Consider the following 18,579-nt stretch of genomic DNA (forward strand, 5'->3'; position numbering starts at 1 on the left):
GTCTCCTATGCATGAGGCTCTGCGCCGGCCAGCCGGCTTAACCCTCGTACCGTTGCATATCGGATGACGGGCCGCCCTCAGGCCCAGCAATCATAGGGACTAGGTGGGAGATCTCTGTCACCGCTGCTTTGGGATTCTATTGTGGCTCATGCCTGGCTGGTGGGCTTGGCGTATTTTCCGAAAACAGCCGCTACATCGCGGTCACTGGCAAAGTCGCCGCGCTGGGCTTCCGCCAACCCGGCCTCTATCTCGGCGAGTTGCCATTCCTCACGGGCCACAAAGTCTTCGATGGCTCGCACAGCCACGTCGGAGCGCGAGCGGTGGAGCTTTTCGGCAAGCAGGGCGAGCCTGTCTGCGGTTTCTTCCGGAACCCGCACGGTAAAAGCGATCATGGTCATGCTTTAGTGTGGCTCAGCTGTGATTGTTGGTGAGCCAGGGTGGTTCGTCAAGTTACCCCCCGGGGAGCATCCATCGTCCTCTACGGATAAAGCCTCACCTTGTCCCAACCGCCCTCGGCGTTGCGCGAAAACACCACACGGTCGTGCAGCCGGAACGGACGGTCGTGCCAGAACTCGATGGTCTGCGGCACGATGCGGAAGCCCGACCAGTGTTTTGGCCGCGGGATGCCGCCGATCGCATGACGCGCCGTATATTCGGCGACCGCCTTTTCCAGCGCGAAGCGGCTCTCCAGCGGCCGTGACTGTTTGGAGGCCCAGGCGCCGATGCGGCTGCCGCGCGGACGCGTCGCGTAATAGGCGTCCGCTTCGGCGTCGGTGACGATCTCCACCGGGCCGCGCGCCCGCACCTGCCGGCGCAGCGATTTCCAGTGGAAGCACATCGCCGCTTTCATGCTGCCCAGAATCTCGCGGCCCTTGGCGCTCTCGAAATTCGTGTAGAAGACAAAGCCGCCCTCATCGAACCCCTTGAGCAGCACCATACGCACATTCGGCATGCCCTCGGCGTCGACCGTCGCCAGCGCCACGCTGTTGGGGTCGTTGATCTCGCTCTTCGTCGCGTCGTCGAGCCACGCCGCAAAAAGCCGGAACGGCTCCGCGGCCTCGGTAAAGTCACCGCTTATTAACCCAGTTTCGCTCATAGTTTTCCCAATTTGTCGCCGGCTGGGGAGATTGCCGATTGTCGCGTATCGCGCAAGCTTTTGACAGTGGGCAATGGAGCGTTATCGCTTCGGCCAGCGCCAAAGCAATGATCGTGATAGTCGTCCTGCCGCTTGCCGCCTGTGGCGGCGGCTTCAGCCTGGAGCAGGCGGAGGTCGACCGCTCGGTGCTGACCTCGAGCACGCCGGCCTCAGTCACGCCGCTCGATCAGGACCGCGCCTCCGACCAGGCCACGATCCGCAACGCCGTGTCCTCCGCCGACGTCGAGCAACTGGCCGGGCAGGCCGTTCCCTGGGCGAATGCCGACACCGGCTCACGCGGCTCCATTACCGAGCTCGCGGAATTCAGGGCTAACGGCGAGACATGCCGCCGCTTCACCGCGTCACGCGAAAGCTTCGACGGCGTCGCGCTGTTCAAGGGCGAAATATGCCTGGCCGGCGGCAGCATCTGGCGCTTGCAGGACTTCAAGGCGCTCTGATTTTCCGCCGGCAACATGGTGGTAAGCCACTGGAATTCCTTCCTATGCGAGCGCATATAGGAGGCGACTATGGACTCACTCCGTCTCCAGGGCAGGAAGCATGCGCGACCCCTATGAGGTGCTGGGCGTTGCCAAGAACGCATCGGCCAAGGACATAAAATCGGCGTACCGGAAGCTCGCCAAGAAGCATCATCCAGACCAGAATCCGGATGATCCCAAGGCGAAGGACCGTTTTGCCGCCGCCAACCAGGCGTACGAGATCGTCGGCGACGAGAAGAACCGGGCGGCTTTCGATCGCGGCGAGATCGACGCCGACGGCAAACCGCGTTTCCAGGGTTTCGAAGGCGCGGCCGGCGGTGCCGATCCTTTCGCCGGTTTCCGCCAGCAGCAAGGGCCGGCCGGCGCTCATTTCGAATTCCGCACGGGCCGTCCCGGCGGTGATCCGTTCGACGGCAACAGCGACATCTTCAGCCAGATCTTCGGCGATGCCTTCACCCAGCAGCGCGGCGCCGGCACGGGCGGCCGCCGTCAGGCCCCGACGGCCGCAGATCTCAACGTGACGCTGGACGTCACCATCGAGGAAGCCGCCACCGCCGAGAAGGTGACGGCGATGTTCCCTGACGGCCGCAAGATGGCGGTCAAGTTGCCGGCCTATATCGAGGACGGCCAGACCATCCGCCTGAAAGGCCAGGGTGAGCAAGGGCCGGGGCAGCCGGGCGATGCGCTGGTCAAGATCCGCTTTCGCCGGCACCCCCGCTACCGCGTCGAGGGCCGCGACCTGCATGTCGACCTGCCGGTGGAACTGGCCGATGCGGTGCATGGCGCCAAGGTGGCGGTCGAAACTCCGACCGGCAGGATTGCGGTCAATGTTCCCCCTTGGTCGAGTTCGGACAAGGTTCTGCGGCTGAAGGGCAGGGGCCTGCCGGAAAAAGCCGGCGGGCACGGCGACCTCTACGCACATGTGCGGCTGATGCTGCCGGAAGGCGGCGACGCCGAACTCGAGGCGCTGATGCGCCGTCGAAAGGGCTGACGGTCGAAAACGCTGGCGCTTGATACCGTGTGTGAAAAGCGGGCGTGAGTGGTTTCGTGCCGTCGATTATCGACAGGAAACGAGCAACCAGCGCCACTTACGGACGCTTCTGCGATGCACGGAACGTCTTGATTGGGCCAGGAGCGTTATCGCCGAACCACTACTCGGACGTCGCGTTTGGGCCGAAGCGGACTTGCGGCTTCGAGGCTCGGAATGTCAGAAGCGGACCTTGAGGCGCCCTGCGCACGTCGACGTGAACTGGACCCGTTGCGGACGTTCCTGAGCCGACTTCTTTTCCCGATAGACATTGGCCTAGAACAGCGTTCATGACCCATTGCTGACTGGCCTAGGCTTCCGGCGGGACGGCATACCTGCCTGCCTGGTCTCCGGAGCGATTAGGCAATCTTGTGAACCAAGTCTCGGTGGCGGCTCCGGGTTAGATGAGCTCTTATCACAATGGAAAGGGAACCTCGTGGATGGCCTGGGGAACTGATGGCTTCAAACCTAGGCGCACAGGAACATCATAGAGCCTGCCGCCGCCCAACCGGGGCTTGGTAGGACGAAGTCCAGGTACAAACACCCGTGCAACAGGCGATTCGGCGTTGTGCGTCAGGTTGACCGCAAAGATCTCAAGTTCCTGCTCGCGGCAGATGTCGAGGCAATAGTTCCAATCCAGTCGCAACTCGGCTGACGAGGCCTGAACTGCTGAATTGCCTGACAGGTGAGGACGGCGGTGAATGTTCTCGTCCATGTGCCACCGATAGAGGTGCAGCGCGCCGGGGGTGAAGGCCGCCGTGCCGGACATATCGGCGTTCCGTTTGAGCAGGGTAAGGTTCGCCTCACATTCTGCAAGTTCCCCCACCGCGCGCCGGGCCGCCTCCGACATGGATCGTCCGGCCGCGAATCCGAACGCAATCGCGCCACCCCCGACGTGATGAGAAATTGCAGCGACAATGGGGATGGGCAGGTCAAGCGTCAGGAGGAGAAGCCGCAATTCGCGGTACTGCGTCTGCAGCCAATCGGCGTATTGGGACGCCAGTCCATCCGACAGCGAAGTCAGGTCTATCCGAGGCAGAACCAGCCGATTGTACCACCATATGGCTGTTGCATCGCGCTCCACGACTTCGCAGAAGCCGCGCACGACCGCGTCCTCTATACTCGTTCCCCTCGCAAGACCATTGGAGTCCGCCGGGGGCAGACCTGATGACTCATCGTTGGGATACCCGAGAAAGCACAATCCCGCAGGCACCCAGGCCTCGCTCGTGCTGAAGCGCGGATCGCTCCGGATCCAGTCCAGCGGCTGCGACCTGCGCCAGCGGATCGGGACCGCGCGGCTATCATCGACGTTTTTGTTCCAATGCAGCCGCTCGCAATACTGCGCATCACTGAAAAGTGTGAGTGCAGGCGGCTCGATCACGCGCCCGCGCAATTCGCCGGCGCGGGCGCGTGAGAGTCGCTCATGAGGGATCATCTGGGCGAAATAGGTTTCATCGGCCTCATACCCGCAGGCGGTTGCCGCCTCCTGGGTGGTGTTGCCCCACCCTGACGCAAAACGAGAAGGTCTGGCCCCTCGTACGGGACCGACCGCGACCGTGATCGGGCATCCGAGCGTGGGATCGGTGATCACGATGGGGCCGTAAACCAGGCTTGACCCGCCGGCCCCTGCCTCGGACGCCTGCCGCTCCGGCATTATGGACCCTTCACCCAAGCACGGCCCTCACATGTTCAATCCTCTACACTATCGGCACCAATTGCTCATTCGCACGCTGACACGCACTGGAGTATGATGCAAACTCCTGCGAGACACTTTGATATCGTCAAGCCAACGTCGAACATAATACAACCCGCCGAGGGGAAGAATGAACGCGGGCGACAGCAATCTTCAGCGACGTCTGACGGCTATCTTGGCTGCTGACGTGGTCGGTTACTCGTCGCTGATGGCCCGGGACGAGGAGCGCACCTTTGCGCTCGTCAAGCATCTCATGCAGGACGACATAGAGCCTAGGATCACGCAGCACCGGGGACGGGTTGTGAGAACGACCGGAGACGGGATGCTCGCCGAGTTCCCAAGCGCTTTCGGAGCCGTGCGGTCAGCAGTGGAAGTCCAGGAACTGCTTGTCGGTCAGTCTTCGGGGAAGGCCAGCCAGGAAATTTTTCTCCGAATTGGGATCAACTTCGGTGATATCATTGTCGATACCGATGGCGATGTGTTTGGAGATACCGTCAACATAGCCGCGCGCCTGGAACAGTTCGCCAGCCCGGGCGGCATCTGCCTTTCCGGAAAGGTGCACGACGAAGTTCGCGACAAAATTCATCTTCCGTTTGAATATTGCGGCGAACAGCATCTCAAGAACATTCCGCGCCCGATTCCCGTATACTCGTTGTTCCACAAGCCCAAAGGGCTGCCACCTGCATCGACTGCACAGTTGGCTGGTCCGAGCAAGCCCTTCATCCTCGTTCGCCCGTTCAAGAGCGCGGGCGACGTCCAACCCTATTTCAGCGGCGGCTTCACCGAAGACATCGTCACGGAACTGACGCGCTTTACTCAGCTTACGGTTGCGTCCTATTACACGTCGACGCGGCTCAAGGATGTGGACCTGGTCGCGGATAACGGCGTGGATTTCGTCATCGAAGGCGGCATCCGCCGCATGGGCCAGCGAATGCGCATTACATGCGAGCTGGTCGACGCAACCTCGGGTGAGTGCTTGTGGGCCGAGCGCTACGACGGGGACGAGCAGGACATCTTCGATGTCCAGGACGAACTGATCGGAAAGATCGTCGGGACTGTTATCGGCCGTCTTACGGCCGCAGGCGCCGAGAAGGCGCGGCGTAAACCACCTGCCAATCTTGCGGCCTATGAGTGCGTGCTTCGGGGCAATGCCCTGCCCCTGGGCGACATCGCGGCCGAAATGGAGGCTCGACAGTGGTATCAGCGGGCGATCGAGCTCGATCCATCCTACGGGCGCGCGCACGCCAAGCTCGCCCACTATAAACAGCTTGAATGGTTTCGCGACATGGGGCCGTCGGATGCGGTGCTTGCCGAGGCTTATGACATCGCCAAAAAAGCGGTGGCGCTTTCCCCCAACGATCCAGTCTGCCTGAACATACTGGGCTGGGTGCTCCTCCACCGTCGTGATTTCGACGTCGCATCGCAGCTATACACACGCGCGCTCGAACTCAATCCGCACGATCCCGAGCAGGTCTCCTACCAAGGGACTTATCAAACATTTGCCGGCGAGCCCCAAAGTGCCTTGGACTGGTTCGAACGGGCGCGAGTGCTCGATCCGCTGTACGAGCCTTCATGGTATTGGCCGTTCCGCGGTCTTGCCCATTTCATTGCCCACCGTCCGGATAAGGCAGTCGTCGATCTGGGCCGCTCGTCCACCATGCCGACCTGGGTTAAGGTCTATCTGGCTGCAGCGAACGCCCTGCTTGGCCGAAACGAAGAGGCGAAGAGCTACACGTATCTGGTTCTGCGTGGCGCACCGGAGTTCTCCGGGCTGCGGTTCGCCACCAAGGAACCTTACAAGCTGGACGGAGACCGTAACACGCTGCTCAACGGCATGCGGGAAGCGGGATTGCCCGAGTAGGAACTGGCGACTATCTGCAGCCGAAGAGCACGGCCGTGGCGAGCTCGTCATGGTAGTGCCGGCCCTGGGCATATTTGTGATAGTTGTGGAGATAATCGATCAGATCGCCGCGGGTCAGGACCCCCCTCGGCACCTGGGGCACCACCACATTGATCAAGTTCGGTTCGTCCACGTGAACTTCGACAGACACTCCCGCTTCCACGATGTCTTCCAGCACCATCTTGAGATCACGCTTCAGGTCCGCATAGGCGGCAGCATCCGGGATCGCGTCGCCCCCGTCGAGAGGGTCATCCCCGTAGATTATGGGCTGCCCATTCAGATCTTCTATCGTCAGTGTCTGCGAATGTGGCGCTGTTCCGGCGGCGGTGGCCTGGACCCTGATGTCGCCGATAACACGGCCTGCTTCCGGGCGAAGTCTTATAGTATCACCGACGGCGAAAATCTGCCGATCAATGGTAATTGTTAGAGGATTTGTTGAATCCATGGACAGGATACGTGACGAGGCCGGCAAAAGCTTGAGCCAGGCCCCTACGATCGCTGCGCCGATCTCTTGGACTTGCCGACCTGGCTTCAATTCTGCCCTGGGCATCGCCGAGGCTCCCCTCCGAGGTCAATGCAAATAGCCTAAACGCATTTTGCATCTGTCGCAAGCAGTGCGCAGGCGGCATGCTCGCATCGACTCAATGTTTTCGTGGACAGAAAACCGTATTGGGAGCATTCTGATCCTCGCGGTATCAGTAACGACAGCCGGAGGATGCACGAATGATACTTGCTCAACTTCGTGTGCTGTTGATCGGCTGTCTCCTCGCCGCTGTCGGAACAGTGAGACCGGAAGCGTCAAGCCAGGAGGGCTTCACCGACAGCGGTAACATCGAAAAGACTTTCATCGTCGACATCGCCAGGGCGGAAGAGTTACGCAGGGATATCGGCGCGCTGAACAAGTTCATCGCAGGCAAGGGCAAGCTGGAAGCGGTGGATATGCCGGATATCGGTATCAGCATCGTGACGGGGACCTTTTCCGAGAGCGAGATCAAAGAGCTGCGCTCCAGGGGATATGAGGAGCCGGATCCTTTCGTGGTGAACCTGTTCGATGGGGCCACCTGCGAGGGGCCGGAACTCCTGGGCACCTCGCCGACTGCGGACATTGTCCCTCCCAGCGTCTGCAGGGTCGTCGGGTCACCACAGGCGGTGGCTTCAGGATCGCCCACCGTGTGGATCATCGACAGCGGAGTGGATTGGAGCGTTGTCACCGCGGGGCTCCTCAAGGTTCAGGAAGCCATCGATTGCACGAGCAGCCCATGCCAGACCGTGTCGAGCCTCGACGACACGGTAGGGCACGGGACGATGGTGGCAGCAGTTATCGGCGGAAAGCGTGTCCAGCAGGGCAACCAGTATGTAGGTCTGGTTGGTGTAAGCCCCGACGCCCCGCTCAAGATCGTAAAGGCCTTCAGTAAGCTGAAGACCGAAATTATCGGCCCGCCTCTTCTCGCCCTTCGCCATGTTCGGGACAACGCGGTCGCTGGGGATATTCTGAACGTGAGTTGGGGTGCATTATATCTGGAGAGCACCAGACGCGGAAGCACGCTGCAAGATCTTAAATTTCTCGACGCCCTTCTTTATCAGATCGCCGACCGCCAGGTGCGCGTTGTCGTAGCGGCGGGCAATCCCCGGGAAGACGAAGAGGGCCCTTGGGTACAGTCTTATTTCCCGGCCAATGCAGCGACTTATTTTTCGCCTGTGACGACAGGAAACAAGGTGGGAGCGATATACAGCGCGTCGGCTTCCAACAGCGAATATATTCAGGTGGCAACTCCTGGGAAATGCCAAGGCATCAGCAACGCCTGGTGCGACACGCTATGGCGCGGGGGGGCGTTCGGCGCGTCCTATTCCGAACCGGGCGTCAATGTCCTGTCACTGTGGAAGAGCCGAAAGAGCGGCAAGCTCCGGAGGAACATCTGTTCGGGCACATCTTTCGCAGCCCCGGCACTTGCCGGCCTTTTGGTTCGCAACGCGCAGCCGACGAACAAGGCTCTGATAACGGGAAGTCTTATCCCGAATACGGATCTGGTAGGGTATATGACCGCGGGTACGCCGGTGAACCCAAGTTCGGACGAGCCTAAATGCAACTGACCCGAAGAGCAGCGCTGCAAGGTTTGGCCTTGGCGTCCGCGTTCGGTAGCGTGCGTCTGGCCGGTGCCTCGCTTGTGGACGAAGATCCTCGCCTTCTGCTCGTCCACGTGCGCGGCGGACTCGATGCATTAGCTGCCGTGCCGCCCTACGGCGATCCGCATTTTGCCTCGGCGCGCGGGCCCCTCGTGCCTTTCCCGAACTCCGGCGTCGCCGAGATGCTCAAGCTCGACGGGTTCTTCGCACTTCATCCGGCGCTCGGGCCACTCCTGCCCTACTACTCGTGCGGCGAGTTGCTCATCGTGCCCGCGACCGCCATTCCGGATGCGGGCCGGTCCCACGCGGCCGCCCAGGCGGCGCTGTTCGACGGCGATATCGACGGCGGCAGCGCCGGATGGCTCGACCGGGCTTCGTCTGTACTGTCGCGCCGGCAGAAGGCGGTGTGGCAGGCCAGACCGGCCGATCGATCGATGGACATGCTGGCCGATCTTGCGCTGGCCAATCCTCGGCTCGACCTCGTCCGCCTCTGCGCCGAGGGCACTTGGCCGTCCGGCGGAAAGGGCAGCGAAAGCCTGCTGGAACAACATGCCGCATGCGACGCGGTTCGCTTCGGCGACGCGGCCAGGAGCGCGGCTCTTGCCCTGTCAGCTACCGGCGGACCGCGGATCGCGATGCTCGAGGTGGCCGGCTTCGACACGCATGTGGCGCAGGGAGCGGACTTCGGAAGGCTGGCGCGGAGTTTGAATGGGCTGGCGCGGGGTCTCATTGCATTTGCCCAAGCGTCCGGGCCTGCCTGGAACAGGACGGCGGTGCTGGTGGTCACGGAGTTCGGCCGTTCCGTAGTGCCCAACACCGACGGCGGCACTGATCACGGGGCCGCGAGTGTCACATTGTTAATGGGTGGCGCCGTTGCCGGCGGGCGAGTAGGCAATCGGTGGCCCGGTCTTGCTCGAGACCTGCTTCATGGCGGAACAGACTTGGCTGCTACGACGGACGTACGATCGATCATAAAGGGCGTGCTGACGGAACACCTGCGTCTTCCTGACCGAGCAGTGGCTAAAATTTTCCCAGGCGCTGCCGGGATACCGGCGGTGCGTGGACTGTTTATCAGGAGCCTGTCCAGGCGGAGGTTAGACCGCTTCGACGTGATCTCCAGCGCGGTTTAGCTTCTTATCCGCGTTTTCGTCGGCTACGGGACGCATCGGACTGCAATAGGCGACGCCTAATCTTAAGTGGCCGCTTCTAAGAAGCTTCCGGAATGACGGCTATTGTGAAGGGTTTCGAATGCCGGCGCCTATAATGTCCGGTTTAAGGCAATGGCCGAGCTAACTTGAATGGCCGAGATTAGGCGCAAAGCGGTCGCCCACGGCCCAAAGTATGGAAGTCGGCTTGGGGTCATGAGAGTGACTTCGGCCACTGGCCAAAGAACTTCCGCCAAAGGGTCATCTTCCCCCGTGCCACACCGATACCAGTGTCGGATTTTTCCACTGGCCACGACCGCAAGGTCAAAGCGCTACAGCGTCCTTTGCACGTCCAAAAGGACGCGCGGCTCTGTTGAGCAACCGCTTTGTCCCCCGAACTGTCCGCTTTGAACGCTTGAAGGGGCACTGTGGCTGTGCGATAGGCACTCCACAAAGCAGACAACCTTGCGGAGAGCGCTGACATGGCGGGTGGACGGGGCCTTATGGCCGGCAAGCGCGGCCTTATCCTTGGCATCGCCAACAATCGCTCGATTGCTTACGGCATCGCCAAGGCCTGTGTCGATCACGGCGCCGAGATCGCGCTGACCTATCAGGGCGAGGCGTTCAAGAAACGCGTCGAGCCGCTCGCGGCGGAACTGGGCGCGCATGTCGCGGGCCATTGCGACGTGACCGATCCGACCAGCCTCGATGCGGTGTTCGCCGACATCGCCAGCCATTGGGGCAAGCTCGATTTCCTGGTCCACGCCATCGCCTTTTCCGACAAGGACGAACTGACCGGCCGCTATGTAGAAACGACGCGCGACAATTTCCTGCGCACCATGGATATTTCGGTCTATTCCTTCACCACCATCGCCAAACGTGCCGAGGCGCTGATGACCGATGGTGGCTCGCTGCTGACGCTTACCTATTACGGCGCGGAAAAGGTGATGCCGCACTACAACGTCATGGGTGTCGCCAAGGCGGCACTCGAGGCCAGCGTGCGCTATCTGGCCGTCGATCTCGGCGCCAAGAAGATCCGCGTCAACGCCATCTCCGCCGGCCCGATCAAGACGCTTGCCGCATCCGGCATCGGCGATTTCCGCTATATCCTGAAGTGGAACGAATACAATTCGCCGTTGAAGCAGACGGTCACGCAGGAGGAGGTCGGCGATTCCGGCGTCTATTTCCTGTCCGACCTTTCGCGCGGCGTCACCGGCGAGATCCATCATGTCGATTCCGGCTATCATGTCGTCGGTATGAAGGCGGTCGACGCGCCGGATATTTCGACCGTCAAAGACTGACGCCACCGCCTGACCTCTTCCGGAAGACCTGATGTACCCGCTCGTCTATATCGTGCGCCACGGCCAGACGGCGTGGAACGCCGAGGCCCGGCTGCAGGGGCAGGCCGATACCGACCTCAACGAGCTTGGCCGCGAGCAGGCTAGCCGCAACGGGCGCAGGCTGGCCGAACTCATCGACAAGCCCGAAGATTTCGACTTTGTCGCCAGCCCGATGCGGCGCACGCGCGAGACGATGGAGCGCCTGCGCGCGGCGATGAAGCTCGATCCGCACGCCTATCGTACCGAGCCGCTGCTCGTGGAATTGAGCTTTGGCGACTGGCAGGGTTTCACCTTTGCCGAACTCGAGGCGAACAATCCCGGTTCGACCAGGCGCCGCCGGCTCGATAAATGGAATTTCCAGCCGCCCGGCGAGGGCGCCGAAAGCTATCAGATGCTGCTCGAACGGGTGAAGCCGTGGTTCGACGCGCTCGATCGCCAGACGGTCTGCGTGACCCATGGTGGCGTCATGCGCGTAATGTTCCGCTTGGTGCTGAGGATGTCCGAACAAGATGCGGTCAGCATGGACGTGCCGCAGGACCGCGTGCTCAGACTGGACGGCCGGCGCCTGGAGTGGCTTTGAGACCGGTGACGTATGTTGAGATCAGGTCAGGCCGGCATCAGCTGAATATCGACGCGCCCTATTCGGTCGATCCGGTGTCCGGCAGTTCCATGTCGGTGACGACGTTCTCGCCATTGGTCACGTCATAGGCGAGGACGATGTCCATGCCTGGCTTCAGCGCATCGAGGTCGGTTTCGGCGTTCAGCTTGTAGGACTTGCCGTCGTCCAGCGTCAGCGTCAGCGCATCCTTGTCGACCTTCTTGATCAGGCCTTCGGTCTGGCCGGCGAAGGCGGCGGTGGAAATCAACAGCGTGGCGGCAACAGCGCCAATCAGGATACGCATCATCGTCCTCTTTAATCATTGCCGGTACAGCGGCTCGGTCCAACGGAACGGAACTGAGCAGAAACCAATCGAATGTGTCAAAACTAAATCCGCCGGATCACAGTTTGACCACTGTGGAAAACGCCAATAGAAGGCAGGTTACAGCGCCGCGCGTCCTCCTGGACGCGCAAAGGACGCTGTAGCACTTTTGATTTTGTGCATGATCCTTTCCGAAAATCGCTCCGATTTTCGGGGTCATGCGCTGGGCCGGCTCCGACGCCGGCAGGGCTGGTTCCATGTCGCACAACACGTACGGCCATCTTTTCCGCGTCACCACCTGGGGGGAAAGCCACGGGCCGGCGCTGGGCTGCGTCGTCGACGGCTGTCCGCCCGGCATCCGCTTCAGCCGCGACGAGATCCAGGCCGAGCTCGACAAGCGCCGCCCCGGCCAGTCACGTTTTGTGACGCAACGTCGCGAACCGGATGAGGTCAAGGTCCTGTCCGGCTTCATCCTCGATGAGGACGGCGAGACGATGATCACCACCGGCACGCCGGTGTCGATGCTGATCGAGAATGTCGACCAGCGCTCGAAAGACTATGGCGACATCGCCCGCCAGTTCCGGCCGGGCCATGCCGACTACACTTACGAGGTCAAATACGGCCTGCGCGATTACCGCGGCGGCGGCCGCTCCTCGGCGCGTGAGACGGCGGCGCGGGTGGCCGCCGGGGCGCTTGCCCGCAAGGTCGTGCCAGGAATGGTGGTGCGCGGCGCGCTGGTCTCGATGGGCGAAAAATCGATCGATCGCGCCAATTGGAACTGGAATTTCGTCGGCGACGCCGAAAACCCGTTCTTCACTCCCGACCCGGCGTCGGTCGCCGTCTTCACCAAATATCTGGACGGCATCCGCAAGGCGGGCTCCTCGGTCGGTGCGGTCATCGAGATCGTCGCCGACGGCGTGCCGGCGGGGCTTGGTGCGCCGATCTATGCCAAGCTCGACCAGGACATCGCCTCGGGCCTGATGTCTATCAACGCCGTCAAGGGCGTCGAGATCGGCAACGGTTTCGAGGCCGCCCGCGTCACCGGCGAGGAGAATGCCGATGAGATGCGCATGGGCAATGACGGCAAGCCGGTCTTCCTGTCCAACAATGCCGGCGGCATCCTCGGCGGCATCTCGACCGGCCAGGCGATCGTCGCGCGTTTCGCGGTCAAGCCGACCTCGTCGATCCTGACGCCGCGAAAGTCGATCGACAAGGACGGCAACGACGTTGAGATCATGACCAAAGGCCGGCACGATCCATGCGTCGGCATCCGCGCCGTGCCGATCGGCGAGGCGATGGTTGCCTGCGCGATTGCCGATCATTATCTGCGTCATCGGGGACAGACAGGGAGGGAGTAGGGGAGTAGGGGAATATGTTACGCAGCTCTCGCGACAGCAATTTCGCTTTTCCCTACTCCCTTACTGCCTTACTGCCCTATTCCCCTACGAGTGAAACGAGCGCCTATGCCTTACGACCAGAAGAAGATCGTTGAAGCCCTGCGCGCCTTCGAGCGCGGCGAGATCGTCGTCGTCATGGACGATGACGGCCGCGAGAACGAGGGCGACCTGATCGTCGCCGCGGTCCATTGCACGCCGGAAAAAATGGCGTTCATCGTTCGCAACACGTCAGGTATCGTCTGCACGCCGATGCCGCGCGAGGAAGCAAAGCGGCTCAACCTGTCGCCGATGGTCGCCGACAATGATTCGGCCCACACCACCGCCTTCACCGTCAGTGTCGACTTCAAGCACGGCACCACGACCGGCATTTCGGCGGACGACCGCACGCTGACGGTGCGCAATCTCGCCAATGGCAATGTTGGCGCTTCCGATTTCGTCCGCCCCGGCCACATCTTTCCGCTGATCGCGCGTGAAGGCGGCGTGCTGATGCGTTCGGGCCATACCGAAGCCGCGGTCGACCTCTGCAAGCTCGCCGGCCTGCCGCCGGTCGGCGTCATTTCCGAGCTGGTCAATGATGACGGCACCGTCATGCGCGGCCCGCAGGTGCAAGCCTTCGCCGAAAGGAACGGCCTGAAGCAGATCTCGGTCGCCGACCTCATCGCCTACCGGCAACGCAAGGAAACGCTGGTCGAGCGCGTCGCCTGTTCCGATATCGAGACGCCCGGCGGCAAGGCACAGGTCTTCACCTACACGCTGCCCTGGGACTCCATGCATCATGTGGCGGTCGTCTTCGGCGATATCCGCGACGGCGTCGAGGTGCCGGTGCGCCTTCATTCCGAGGACGTGGTCAGTGACGTCTTCGGCACCAGCCACGGTCTGGACGCCATCATGAAGGCGATGGGCGAGCGCAAGCGCGGCGTTATCGTCTATCTGCGCGAAGGCTCGGTCGGCGTCGCCCATCAGGAGCGCAAGCGGCCGGCTGCCGGCGACCGCGAGGACCATGAAGAGGCGCGCCGCCGCGAAAACGAATGGCGCGAGATCGGCCTCGGCGCGCAAATCCTCAAGGATCTCGGCATTTCCTCGATCAATCTGATCGCCTCGCGCGAGCGCCATTATGTCGGCCTCGAAGGCTTTGGCATCCACATCGCCAAGACCGAGATTCTCTGAGACGGAGCTCCGGCACGCCGCGGTCTCTTGATGAACTGTGACCAGTCCTCAGCCCGATATCGCAGTCGCTCAACCAGTAAATTGAAGGCCGGCCAGTAAGGCGGCGTCAAAGCGCATGCCGAGACGCGCCTCGAGCCTGGCCGCAGCGCGCGTAACCGTGCTCCCCCGAATGGCCGCCCCGCGGCATTTATGAAATTTGTGCATAGGGGCATGCGGAATCAAACCCCTAATCGCGAGCGCTGCCCCACCTAGGTATTTCCGGGGACATCTTCGTCCCGATCGTGGCGACCAGCAAAAAAATGTTGCCGTCAAATCTCACGAGCAGGCCCTCCCGGGGCCTCTATCGATGTGCTCGCTCTGACAGAGAAGAGGATCGAAAGCGACATGACGACCTTCGGAGACTTCAATATCACCAGACGGAACCTGATGATCGCGGGAGCCGTGGCGGCGGCGAAGCCTGCGTTCGCTCAAGATGGGAAAACGCAATCGGCGGAGCCGTCGCCCGGCAATCTTCCGGTTGTTTCGCGAGTGTCGTTCACAGTGAACGGCGAGGCCCGCGAATTGGATCTCGATACGCGGACAACGCTGCTCGACGCATTGCGTGAACATCTGCACCTCACCGGAACCAAGAAAGGCTGCGATCACGGCCAGTGCGGCGCCTGCACGGTGATGGTCGACGGGCAACGGATCAACTCATGCCTGACGCTTGCCGTGATGCACGAAGGCGACAGCATCACCACCATCGAGGGGCTGGGCGCGCCCGGAAATTTACACGCCATGCAAGCCGCCTTCGTCAAGCATGACGGCTATCAGTGCGGCTATTGCACGCCCGGGCAGATCTGCTCGGCCGTGGCGGTATTGGCCGAGATCGAGGCCGGCATTCCGAGCCATGTGAGCGAGGATCTGACCGCGACACCGCAGACCACAGCCGTCGAGCTGCGCGAGCGGATGAGCGGCAACATCTGCCGTTGCGGTGCCTATTCCAACATCGTCGAGGCGATCACCGAAGTCGCGGGGAGGCCGGCATGAGATCCTTCACCTATGAGCGTGCGAGTTCTCCTGCGCAAGCAGCTGCCGCGGCGCGAGCCCAAGGCGCCAGGCTGATAGCCGGCGGCACCAACCTGCTCGATCTGATGAAGCTCGAAATCGAAACGCCGACGCACCTGATCGATGTCAACGGCCTGGCGCTCGACAACGTCGAGACGACGCCGGACGGCGGGCTGCGGATCGGTGCGCTGGTGCGCAACACCGATCTCGCCGCGAATGAGCGGGTGCGGCGCGACTATGGCCTGCTCTCTCGCGCGCTGCTCGCCGGCGCGTCGGGCCAGCTGCGCAACAAGGCGACAACCGCCGGCAACCTGCTGCAACGCACCCGCTGCCCTTATTTCTACGATACCAACCAGCCGTGCAACAAACGCCAGCCCGGCAGCGGCTGCGCCGCGATCGGCGGCTTCAGCCGCCAGCATGCGGTCGTCGGTACGAGCGACGCATGTATCGCCACTCATCCGAGCGACATGGCGGTGGCGATGCGGGCTCTCGATGCGGTGGTGAAAACAGTACAATCCGACGGCAAGGCGCGCAGCATCCCGATCGCCGAGTTCCACCGGCTGCCCGGTGACACACCGCAAATCGAGACGACGTTGCAGCCCGGCGAACTGATCACGTCGGTGACACTGCCCAAACCGGCCGGCGGCACGCACATCTATCGCAAGGTACGCGACCGCGCCTCCTATGCCTTCGCGCTGGTCTCCGTCGGCGCCATCGTGCAGCCCGACGGCACCGGACGTGTCGCTCTTGGCGGCGTGGCGCACAAGCCGTGGCGCGACGAGGCGGCGGAGGTCGAGATGCCACGCGGCGCCAAGGCCGTGACGGCGCAGCTGCTCGCCGATGCCAAGCCGACGCATGAGAATGCATTCAAGCTGCCGCTGGTCGAGCGCACGCTCGCCGCGGTGCTGGCGGAAGCAAGGAGCTGAGCCATGAGATTCGACACTCCCGCCACGACCAACCCGATCGACCAGCTCAAGGTCGTCGGCAAGTCTACCGACCGGATCGACGGTCCGCTCAAGACCACTGGCGCCGCGCCCTATGCTTATGAATGGCACGATACCGTACCCAACCAGGCCTATGGCTATGTGGTCGGCTCGGCCATCGCCAAGGGCCGTATCGCCTCGATCGATTTGACCAAAGCCAAGGCCGCGCCAGGTGTGCTGGCTATCGTCACGGCTGAAAATGCCGGCAAACTTGGCAAGGGTGACTGGAACACGGCCAAGCTGCTCGGCGGTCCCGATATCCAGCATTACCATCAGGCGATCGCGGTCGTCGTCGCCGAGACGTTCGAACAGGCGCGCGCCGCGGCGCAACTGGTCCGCGTCGACTATGTCCGAGCCCAGGGCGCCTTCGATCTCGCGAGCGCCAAGGGTTCCGCGGTCGTGCCGGATGAGGCCGCTCCTGATACCGCGGTCGGCGACTTCGCCGGCGCGTTCGCTGCGTCGCCAATCCGGCTTGATGCGACCTACACCACGCCTGATCAAGGGCACGCCATGATGGAGCCGCATGCCTCGATCGCCGTCTGGGACGCGGACAGGCTCACGCTGTGGACCTCGAACCAGATGATCGCCTGGAGCACGGGGGACATGGCGAAGACGCTGGGCATCCCCAAGGAGAATATCCGCCTTATCTCGCCGTTCATCGGCGGCGGCTTTGGCGGCAAGCTGTTCGTACGATCCGATGCGGTGCTTGCAGCCCTTGGTGCTCGTGCCGCTCGACGGCCGGTGAAGGTGGCGCTTGCGCGTCCCTTCATGTTCAACAACACCACGCACCGGCCGGCAACGATCCAGCGTATCCGCATCGGCGCGACCCGGGACGGCAAGATCACCGCGATCGGTCATGAAAGCTGGTCCGGCGACCTGCCCGGTGGTGGGCCCGAAAATGCAGTCCAGCAGACTCGCTTGCTCTATGCCGGGGCCAACCGCATGACCGCCACGCGGCTCGCTGTGCTCGATCTGCCCGAAGGCAATGCGATGCGTGCGCCAGGTGAAGCGCCGGGCTTGATGGCGCTGGAGATCGCGATGGACGAGATGGCGGAAAGACTAGACCTGGATCCGGTCGAATTCCGCATCCTCAACGACACCCAGGTCGATCCTGAGAACCCGGATCGCCGGTTCTCGCAGCGCCAGTTGGTCGAGTGCCTGCGTATCGGCGCCGAACGCTTCGGCTGGAAGGTGCGCGACACCCAGACCGGCCCGGTCCGCGAGGGGCGCTGGCTGATTGGTGCGGGTGTCGCCGCGGGTTTCCGCAACAACCTCTTGACGACGTCTGCCGCACGCGTCCGGCTCGATCATCGTGGCGTCGTCACGGTCGAGACCGACATGACCGACATCGGGACCGGCAGCTATACGATTATCGCCCAGACCGCGGCGGAGATGATGGGCGTGCCGCTCAACAAAGTAGTGGTGCGGCTTGGCGACTCGAGCTTCCCGGTCTCGTCCGGCTCGGGTGGGCAATGGGGCGCCAACAACTCAACAGCCGGCGTTTATGCCGCGTGCGTCAAGCTGCGCGAGGCGGTGGCGCAAAAGCTTGGCTTCAACTCCGCCGACGCAGTCTTTGAGGACAGCAATGTCCGCTTGGGCAATCGCAGCGTCTCGCTCGCCGAAGCAGCGGGCGAAGCAGGCCTCGTCGCCGAGGACGCGATAGAATATGGCAACCTCGCCAAACAGTACCAGCAATCGACCTTCGCTGCTCACTTCGTTGAAGTCGGTGTCGACGTCGCCACCGGAGAGATCCGCGTGAGGCGGATGCTCGCGGTCTGCGCGGCCGGCCGTATCCTCAATCCCAAATCGGCGCGCAGCCAAGTCATCGGCGCAATGACCATGGGCGTTGGCGCGGCGTTGATGGAGGAGCTTGCAATCGACAAGCGCCTTGGCTTTTTCGTCAACCACGATCTCGCCGGCTATGAGGTGCCGGTCCATGCCGACATCCCGCACCAGGAGGTGATCTTTCTTGACGAGACCGATTCGATCTCGTCGCCGATGAAGGCCAAGGGCGTCGGCGAACTCGGCCTCTGCGGGGTCGGCGCCGCCGTCGCCAATGCGATCTACAACGCCACCGGCGTGCGTGTGCGCGACTATCCCATCACACTCGACAAGCTGCTTATGGGCCTGCCTGCGATATGAGCGTTGCCGCCGGTTTCGCCCTGGCGATCCGAGCGGTCGCCCAGGAGCGCTCGTCTGCGAAA

17 protein-coding genes are annotated in these 18,579 nt (G+C 62.4%); 12 read left to right on the top strand and 5 right to left on the bottom strand.

The genetic code is table 11. From position 1 onward, the window contains the following. Window positions 1-146 precede the first annotated feature (146 nt). Complete coding sequence (locus tag NKI85_RS21780; RefSeq protein ID WP_352532478.1) at window positions 147-392, bottom strand: CopG family ribbon-helix-helix protein; 246 nt, start codon at window positions 390-392, stop codon at window positions 147-149. 86 nt (window positions 393-478) lie between these two features. Continuing rightward, window positions 479-1,096, bottom strand: coding sequence for a pyridoxamine 5'-phosphate oxidase (gene pdxH, locus NKI85_RS21785; protein ID WP_352532463.1), 618 nt, complete (start codon window positions 1,094-1,096; stop codon window positions 479-481). 38 nt (window positions 1,097-1,134) lie between these two features. Here pdxH and NKI85_RS21790 point away from each other — a divergent pair, with 38 nt between their 5' ends. Both NKI85_RS21790 and NKI85_RS21795 read left to right on the top strand, forming a co-directional pair. Further along, on the top strand, window positions 1,135-1,593 hold the full coding sequence (locus tag NKI85_RS21790) for an RT0821/Lpp0805 family surface protein (protein ID WP_352532465.1): 459 nt from the start codon (window positions 1,135-1,137) through the stop codon (window positions 1,591-1,593). 100 nt (window positions 1,594-1,693) lie between these two features. After that, on the top strand, window positions 1,694-2,623 hold the full coding sequence (locus tag NKI85_RS21795; protein ID WP_352532467.1) for a DnaJ C-terminal domain-containing protein: 930 nt from the start codon (window positions 1,694-1,696) through the stop codon (window positions 2,621-2,623). 451 nt (window positions 2,624-3,074) lie between these two features. Here NKI85_RS21795 and NKI85_RS21800 read toward each other — a convergent pair whose 3' ends face one another. Beyond that, complete coding sequence (locus NKI85_RS21800; protein WP_352532469.1) at window positions 3,075-4,313, bottom strand: YcaO-like family protein; 1,239 nt, start codon at window positions 4,311-4,313, stop codon at window positions 3,075-3,077. A gap of 169 nt (window positions 4,314-4,482) precedes the next feature. On the opposite strand from NKI85_RS21800, the gene NKI85_RS21805 reads away from it, so the two are divergent. Continuing rightward, entirely contained in the window at window positions 4,483-6,213 is a 1,731-nt protein-coding gene (locus NKI85_RS21805; RefSeq protein ID WP_352532471.1) for an adenylate/guanylate cyclase domain-containing protein, read from the top strand. A gap of 10 nt (window positions 6,214-6,223) precedes the next feature. On the opposite strand, the gene NKI85_RS21810 is transcribed toward NKI85_RS21805, so the two are convergent. Further along, complete coding sequence (locus NKI85_RS21810; RefSeq protein ID WP_352532472.1) at window positions 6,224-6,802, bottom strand: hypothetical protein; 579 nt, start codon at window positions 6,800-6,802, stop codon at window positions 6,224-6,226. A gap of 173 nt (window positions 6,803-6,975) precedes the next feature. Between NKI85_RS21810 and NKI85_RS21815 the strand changes: the two genes are divergently transcribed. The 4 genes from NKI85_RS21815 to NKI85_RS21830 all read left to right on the top strand — a co-directional run bounded on the left by NKI85_RS21815 (window position 6,976) and on the right by NKI85_RS21830 (window position 11,441). Then, window positions 6,976-8,343, top strand: a complete 1,368-nt coding sequence (locus NKI85_RS21815) for a S8 family serine peptidase (RefSeq protein ID WP_352777870.1) — start codon at window positions 6,976-6,978, stop codon at window positions 8,341-8,343. 29 nt (window positions 8,344-8,372) lie between these two features. Then, the gene (locus NKI85_RS21820; RefSeq protein ID WP_352532476.1) at window positions 8,373-9,506 is read left to right on the top strand and encodes a DUF1501 domain-containing protein; all 1,134 of its coding nucleotides are present in this window, start codon (window positions 8,373-8,375) and stop codon (window positions 9,504-9,506) included. Window positions 9,507-10,003: 497 nt separating this feature from the next. Next, the gene (gene fabI / locus NKI85_RS21825; RefSeq protein WP_352526954.1) at window positions 10,004-10,822 is read left to right on the top strand and encodes an enoyl-ACP reductase FabI; all 819 of its coding nucleotides are present in this window, start codon (window positions 10,004-10,006) and stop codon (window positions 10,820-10,822) included. 31 nt (window positions 10,823-10,853) lie between these two features. Beyond that, a complete protein-coding gene (locus NKI85_RS21830; RefSeq protein WP_254818433.1) occupies window positions 10,854-11,441 on the top strand; it encodes a histidine phosphatase family protein in 588 nt (195 codons plus the stop codon). Between the two features lie 58 nt (window positions 11,442-11,499). Here the strand turns inward: NKI85_RS21830 and NKI85_RS21835 are convergent, their stop codons facing one another. Further along, window positions 11,500-11,763: a DUF1344 domain-containing protein gene (locus tag NKI85_RS21835; RefSeq protein WP_023716902.1), complete on the bottom strand. Its 264-nt coding sequence runs from the start codon at window positions 11,761-11,763 to the stop codon at window positions 11,500-11,502. 275 nt (window positions 11,764-12,038) lie between these two features. Between NKI85_RS21835 and aroC the strand changes: the two genes are divergently transcribed. From aroC to paoC, 5 genes are all read left to right on the top strand, one after another. Continuing rightward, window positions 12,039-13,139 carry a chorismate synthase gene (gene aroC, locus NKI85_RS21840; protein ID WP_352526955.1) on the top strand — a complete coding sequence of 367 codons (1,101 nt, stop codon included), beginning with the start codon at window positions 12,039-12,041 and terminating at the stop codon, window positions 13,137-13,139. A 105-nt stretch (window positions 13,140-13,244) separates the two neighbouring features. Next, complete coding sequence (gene ribB, locus NKI85_RS21845) at window positions 13,245-14,345, top strand: 3,4-dihydroxy-2-butanone-4-phosphate synthase (RefSeq protein WP_352526956.1); 1,101 nt, start codon at window positions 13,245-13,247, stop codon at window positions 14,343-14,345. Between the two features lie 372 nt (window positions 14,346-14,717). Beyond that, window positions 14,718-15,374, top strand: a complete 657-nt coding sequence (paoA, locus tag NKI85_RS21850) for an aldehyde dehydrogenase iron-sulfur subunit PaoA (RefSeq protein WP_502896142.1) — start codon at window positions 14,718-14,720, stop codon at window positions 15,372-15,374. Next, the gene (locus NKI85_RS21855) at window positions 15,371-16,318 is read left to right on the top strand and encodes an FAD binding domain-containing protein (protein WP_352526958.1); all 948 of its coding nucleotides are present in this window, start codon (window positions 15,371-15,373) and stop codon (window positions 16,316-16,318) included. The genes paoA and NKI85_RS21855 overlap by 4 nt, the downstream gene beginning before the upstream one ends. Before the next feature lie 3 nt (window positions 16,319-16,321). Then, window positions 16,322-18,517: an aldehyde oxidoreductase molybdenum-binding subunit PaoC gene (gene paoC, locus NKI85_RS21860; RefSeq protein ID WP_352777874.1), complete on the top strand. Its 2,196-nt coding sequence runs from the start codon at window positions 16,322-16,324 to the stop codon at window positions 18,515-18,517. Window positions 18,518-18,579 lie beyond the last annotated feature (62 nt).

The sequence above is a fragment of the Mesorhizobium sp. M0571 genome (assembly GCF_040320985.1).
Classification (GTDB): Bacteria; Pseudomonadota; Alphaproteobacteria; order Rhizobiales; family Rhizobiaceae; genus Mesorhizobium.

Bases quoted from the DNA above. Each gene is read 5' to 3' on its own strand.
- NKI85_RS21780 (WP_352532478.1), bottom strand. From the start codon at position 392: ATGATCGCTTTTACCGTGCGGGTTCCGGAAGAAACCGCAGACAGGCTC.
- pdxH (WP_352532463.1), bottom strand. From the start codon at position 1,096: ATGAGCGAAACTGGGTTAATAAGCGGTGACTTTACCGAGGCCGCGGAG.
- NKI85_RS21795 (WP_352532467.1), top strand. From the start codon at position 1,694: ATGCGCGACCCCTATGAGGTGCTGGGCGTTGCCAAGAACGCATCGGCC.
- NKI85_RS21800 (WP_352532469.1), bottom strand. From the start codon at position 4,313: ATGCCGGAGCGGCAGGCGTCCGAGGCAGGGGCCGGCGGGTCAAGCCTG.
- NKI85_RS21805 (WP_352532471.1), top strand. From the start codon at position 4,483: ATGAACGCGGGCGACAGCAATCTTCAGCGACGTCTGACGGCTATCTTG.
- NKI85_RS21810 (WP_352532472.1), bottom strand. From the start codon at position 6,802: ATGCCCAGGGCAGAATTGAAGCCAGGTCGGCAAGTCCAAGAGATCGGC.
- NKI85_RS21815 (WP_352777870.1), top strand. From the start codon at position 6,976: ATGATACTTGCTCAACTTCGTGTGCTGTTGATCGGCTGTCTCCTCGCC.
- fabI (WP_352526954.1), top strand. From the start codon at position 10,004: ATGGCGGGTGGACGGGGCCTTATGGCCGGCAAGCGCGGCCTTATCCTT.
- NKI85_RS21830 (WP_254818433.1), top strand. From the start codon at position 10,854: ATGTACCCGCTCGTCTATATCGTGCGCCACGGCCAGACGGCGTGGAAC.
- NKI85_RS21835 (WP_023716902.1), bottom strand. From the start codon at position 11,763: ATGCGTATCCTGATTGGCGCTGTTGCCGCCACGCTGTTGATTTCCACC.
- aroC (WP_352526955.1), top strand. From the start codon at position 12,039: ATGTCGCACAACACGTACGGCCATCTTTTCCGCGTCACCACCTGGGGG.
- ribB (WP_352526956.1), top strand. From the start codon at position 13,245: ATGCCTTACGACCAGAAGAAGATCGTTGAAGCCCTGCGCGCCTTCGAG.
- NKI85_RS21855 (WP_352526958.1), top strand. From the start codon at position 15,371: ATGAGATCCTTCACCTATGAGCGTGCGAGTTCTCCTGCGCAAGCAGCT.
- paoC (WP_352777874.1), top strand. From the start codon at position 16,322: ATGAGATTCGACACTCCCGCCACGACCAACCCGATCGACCAGCTCAAG.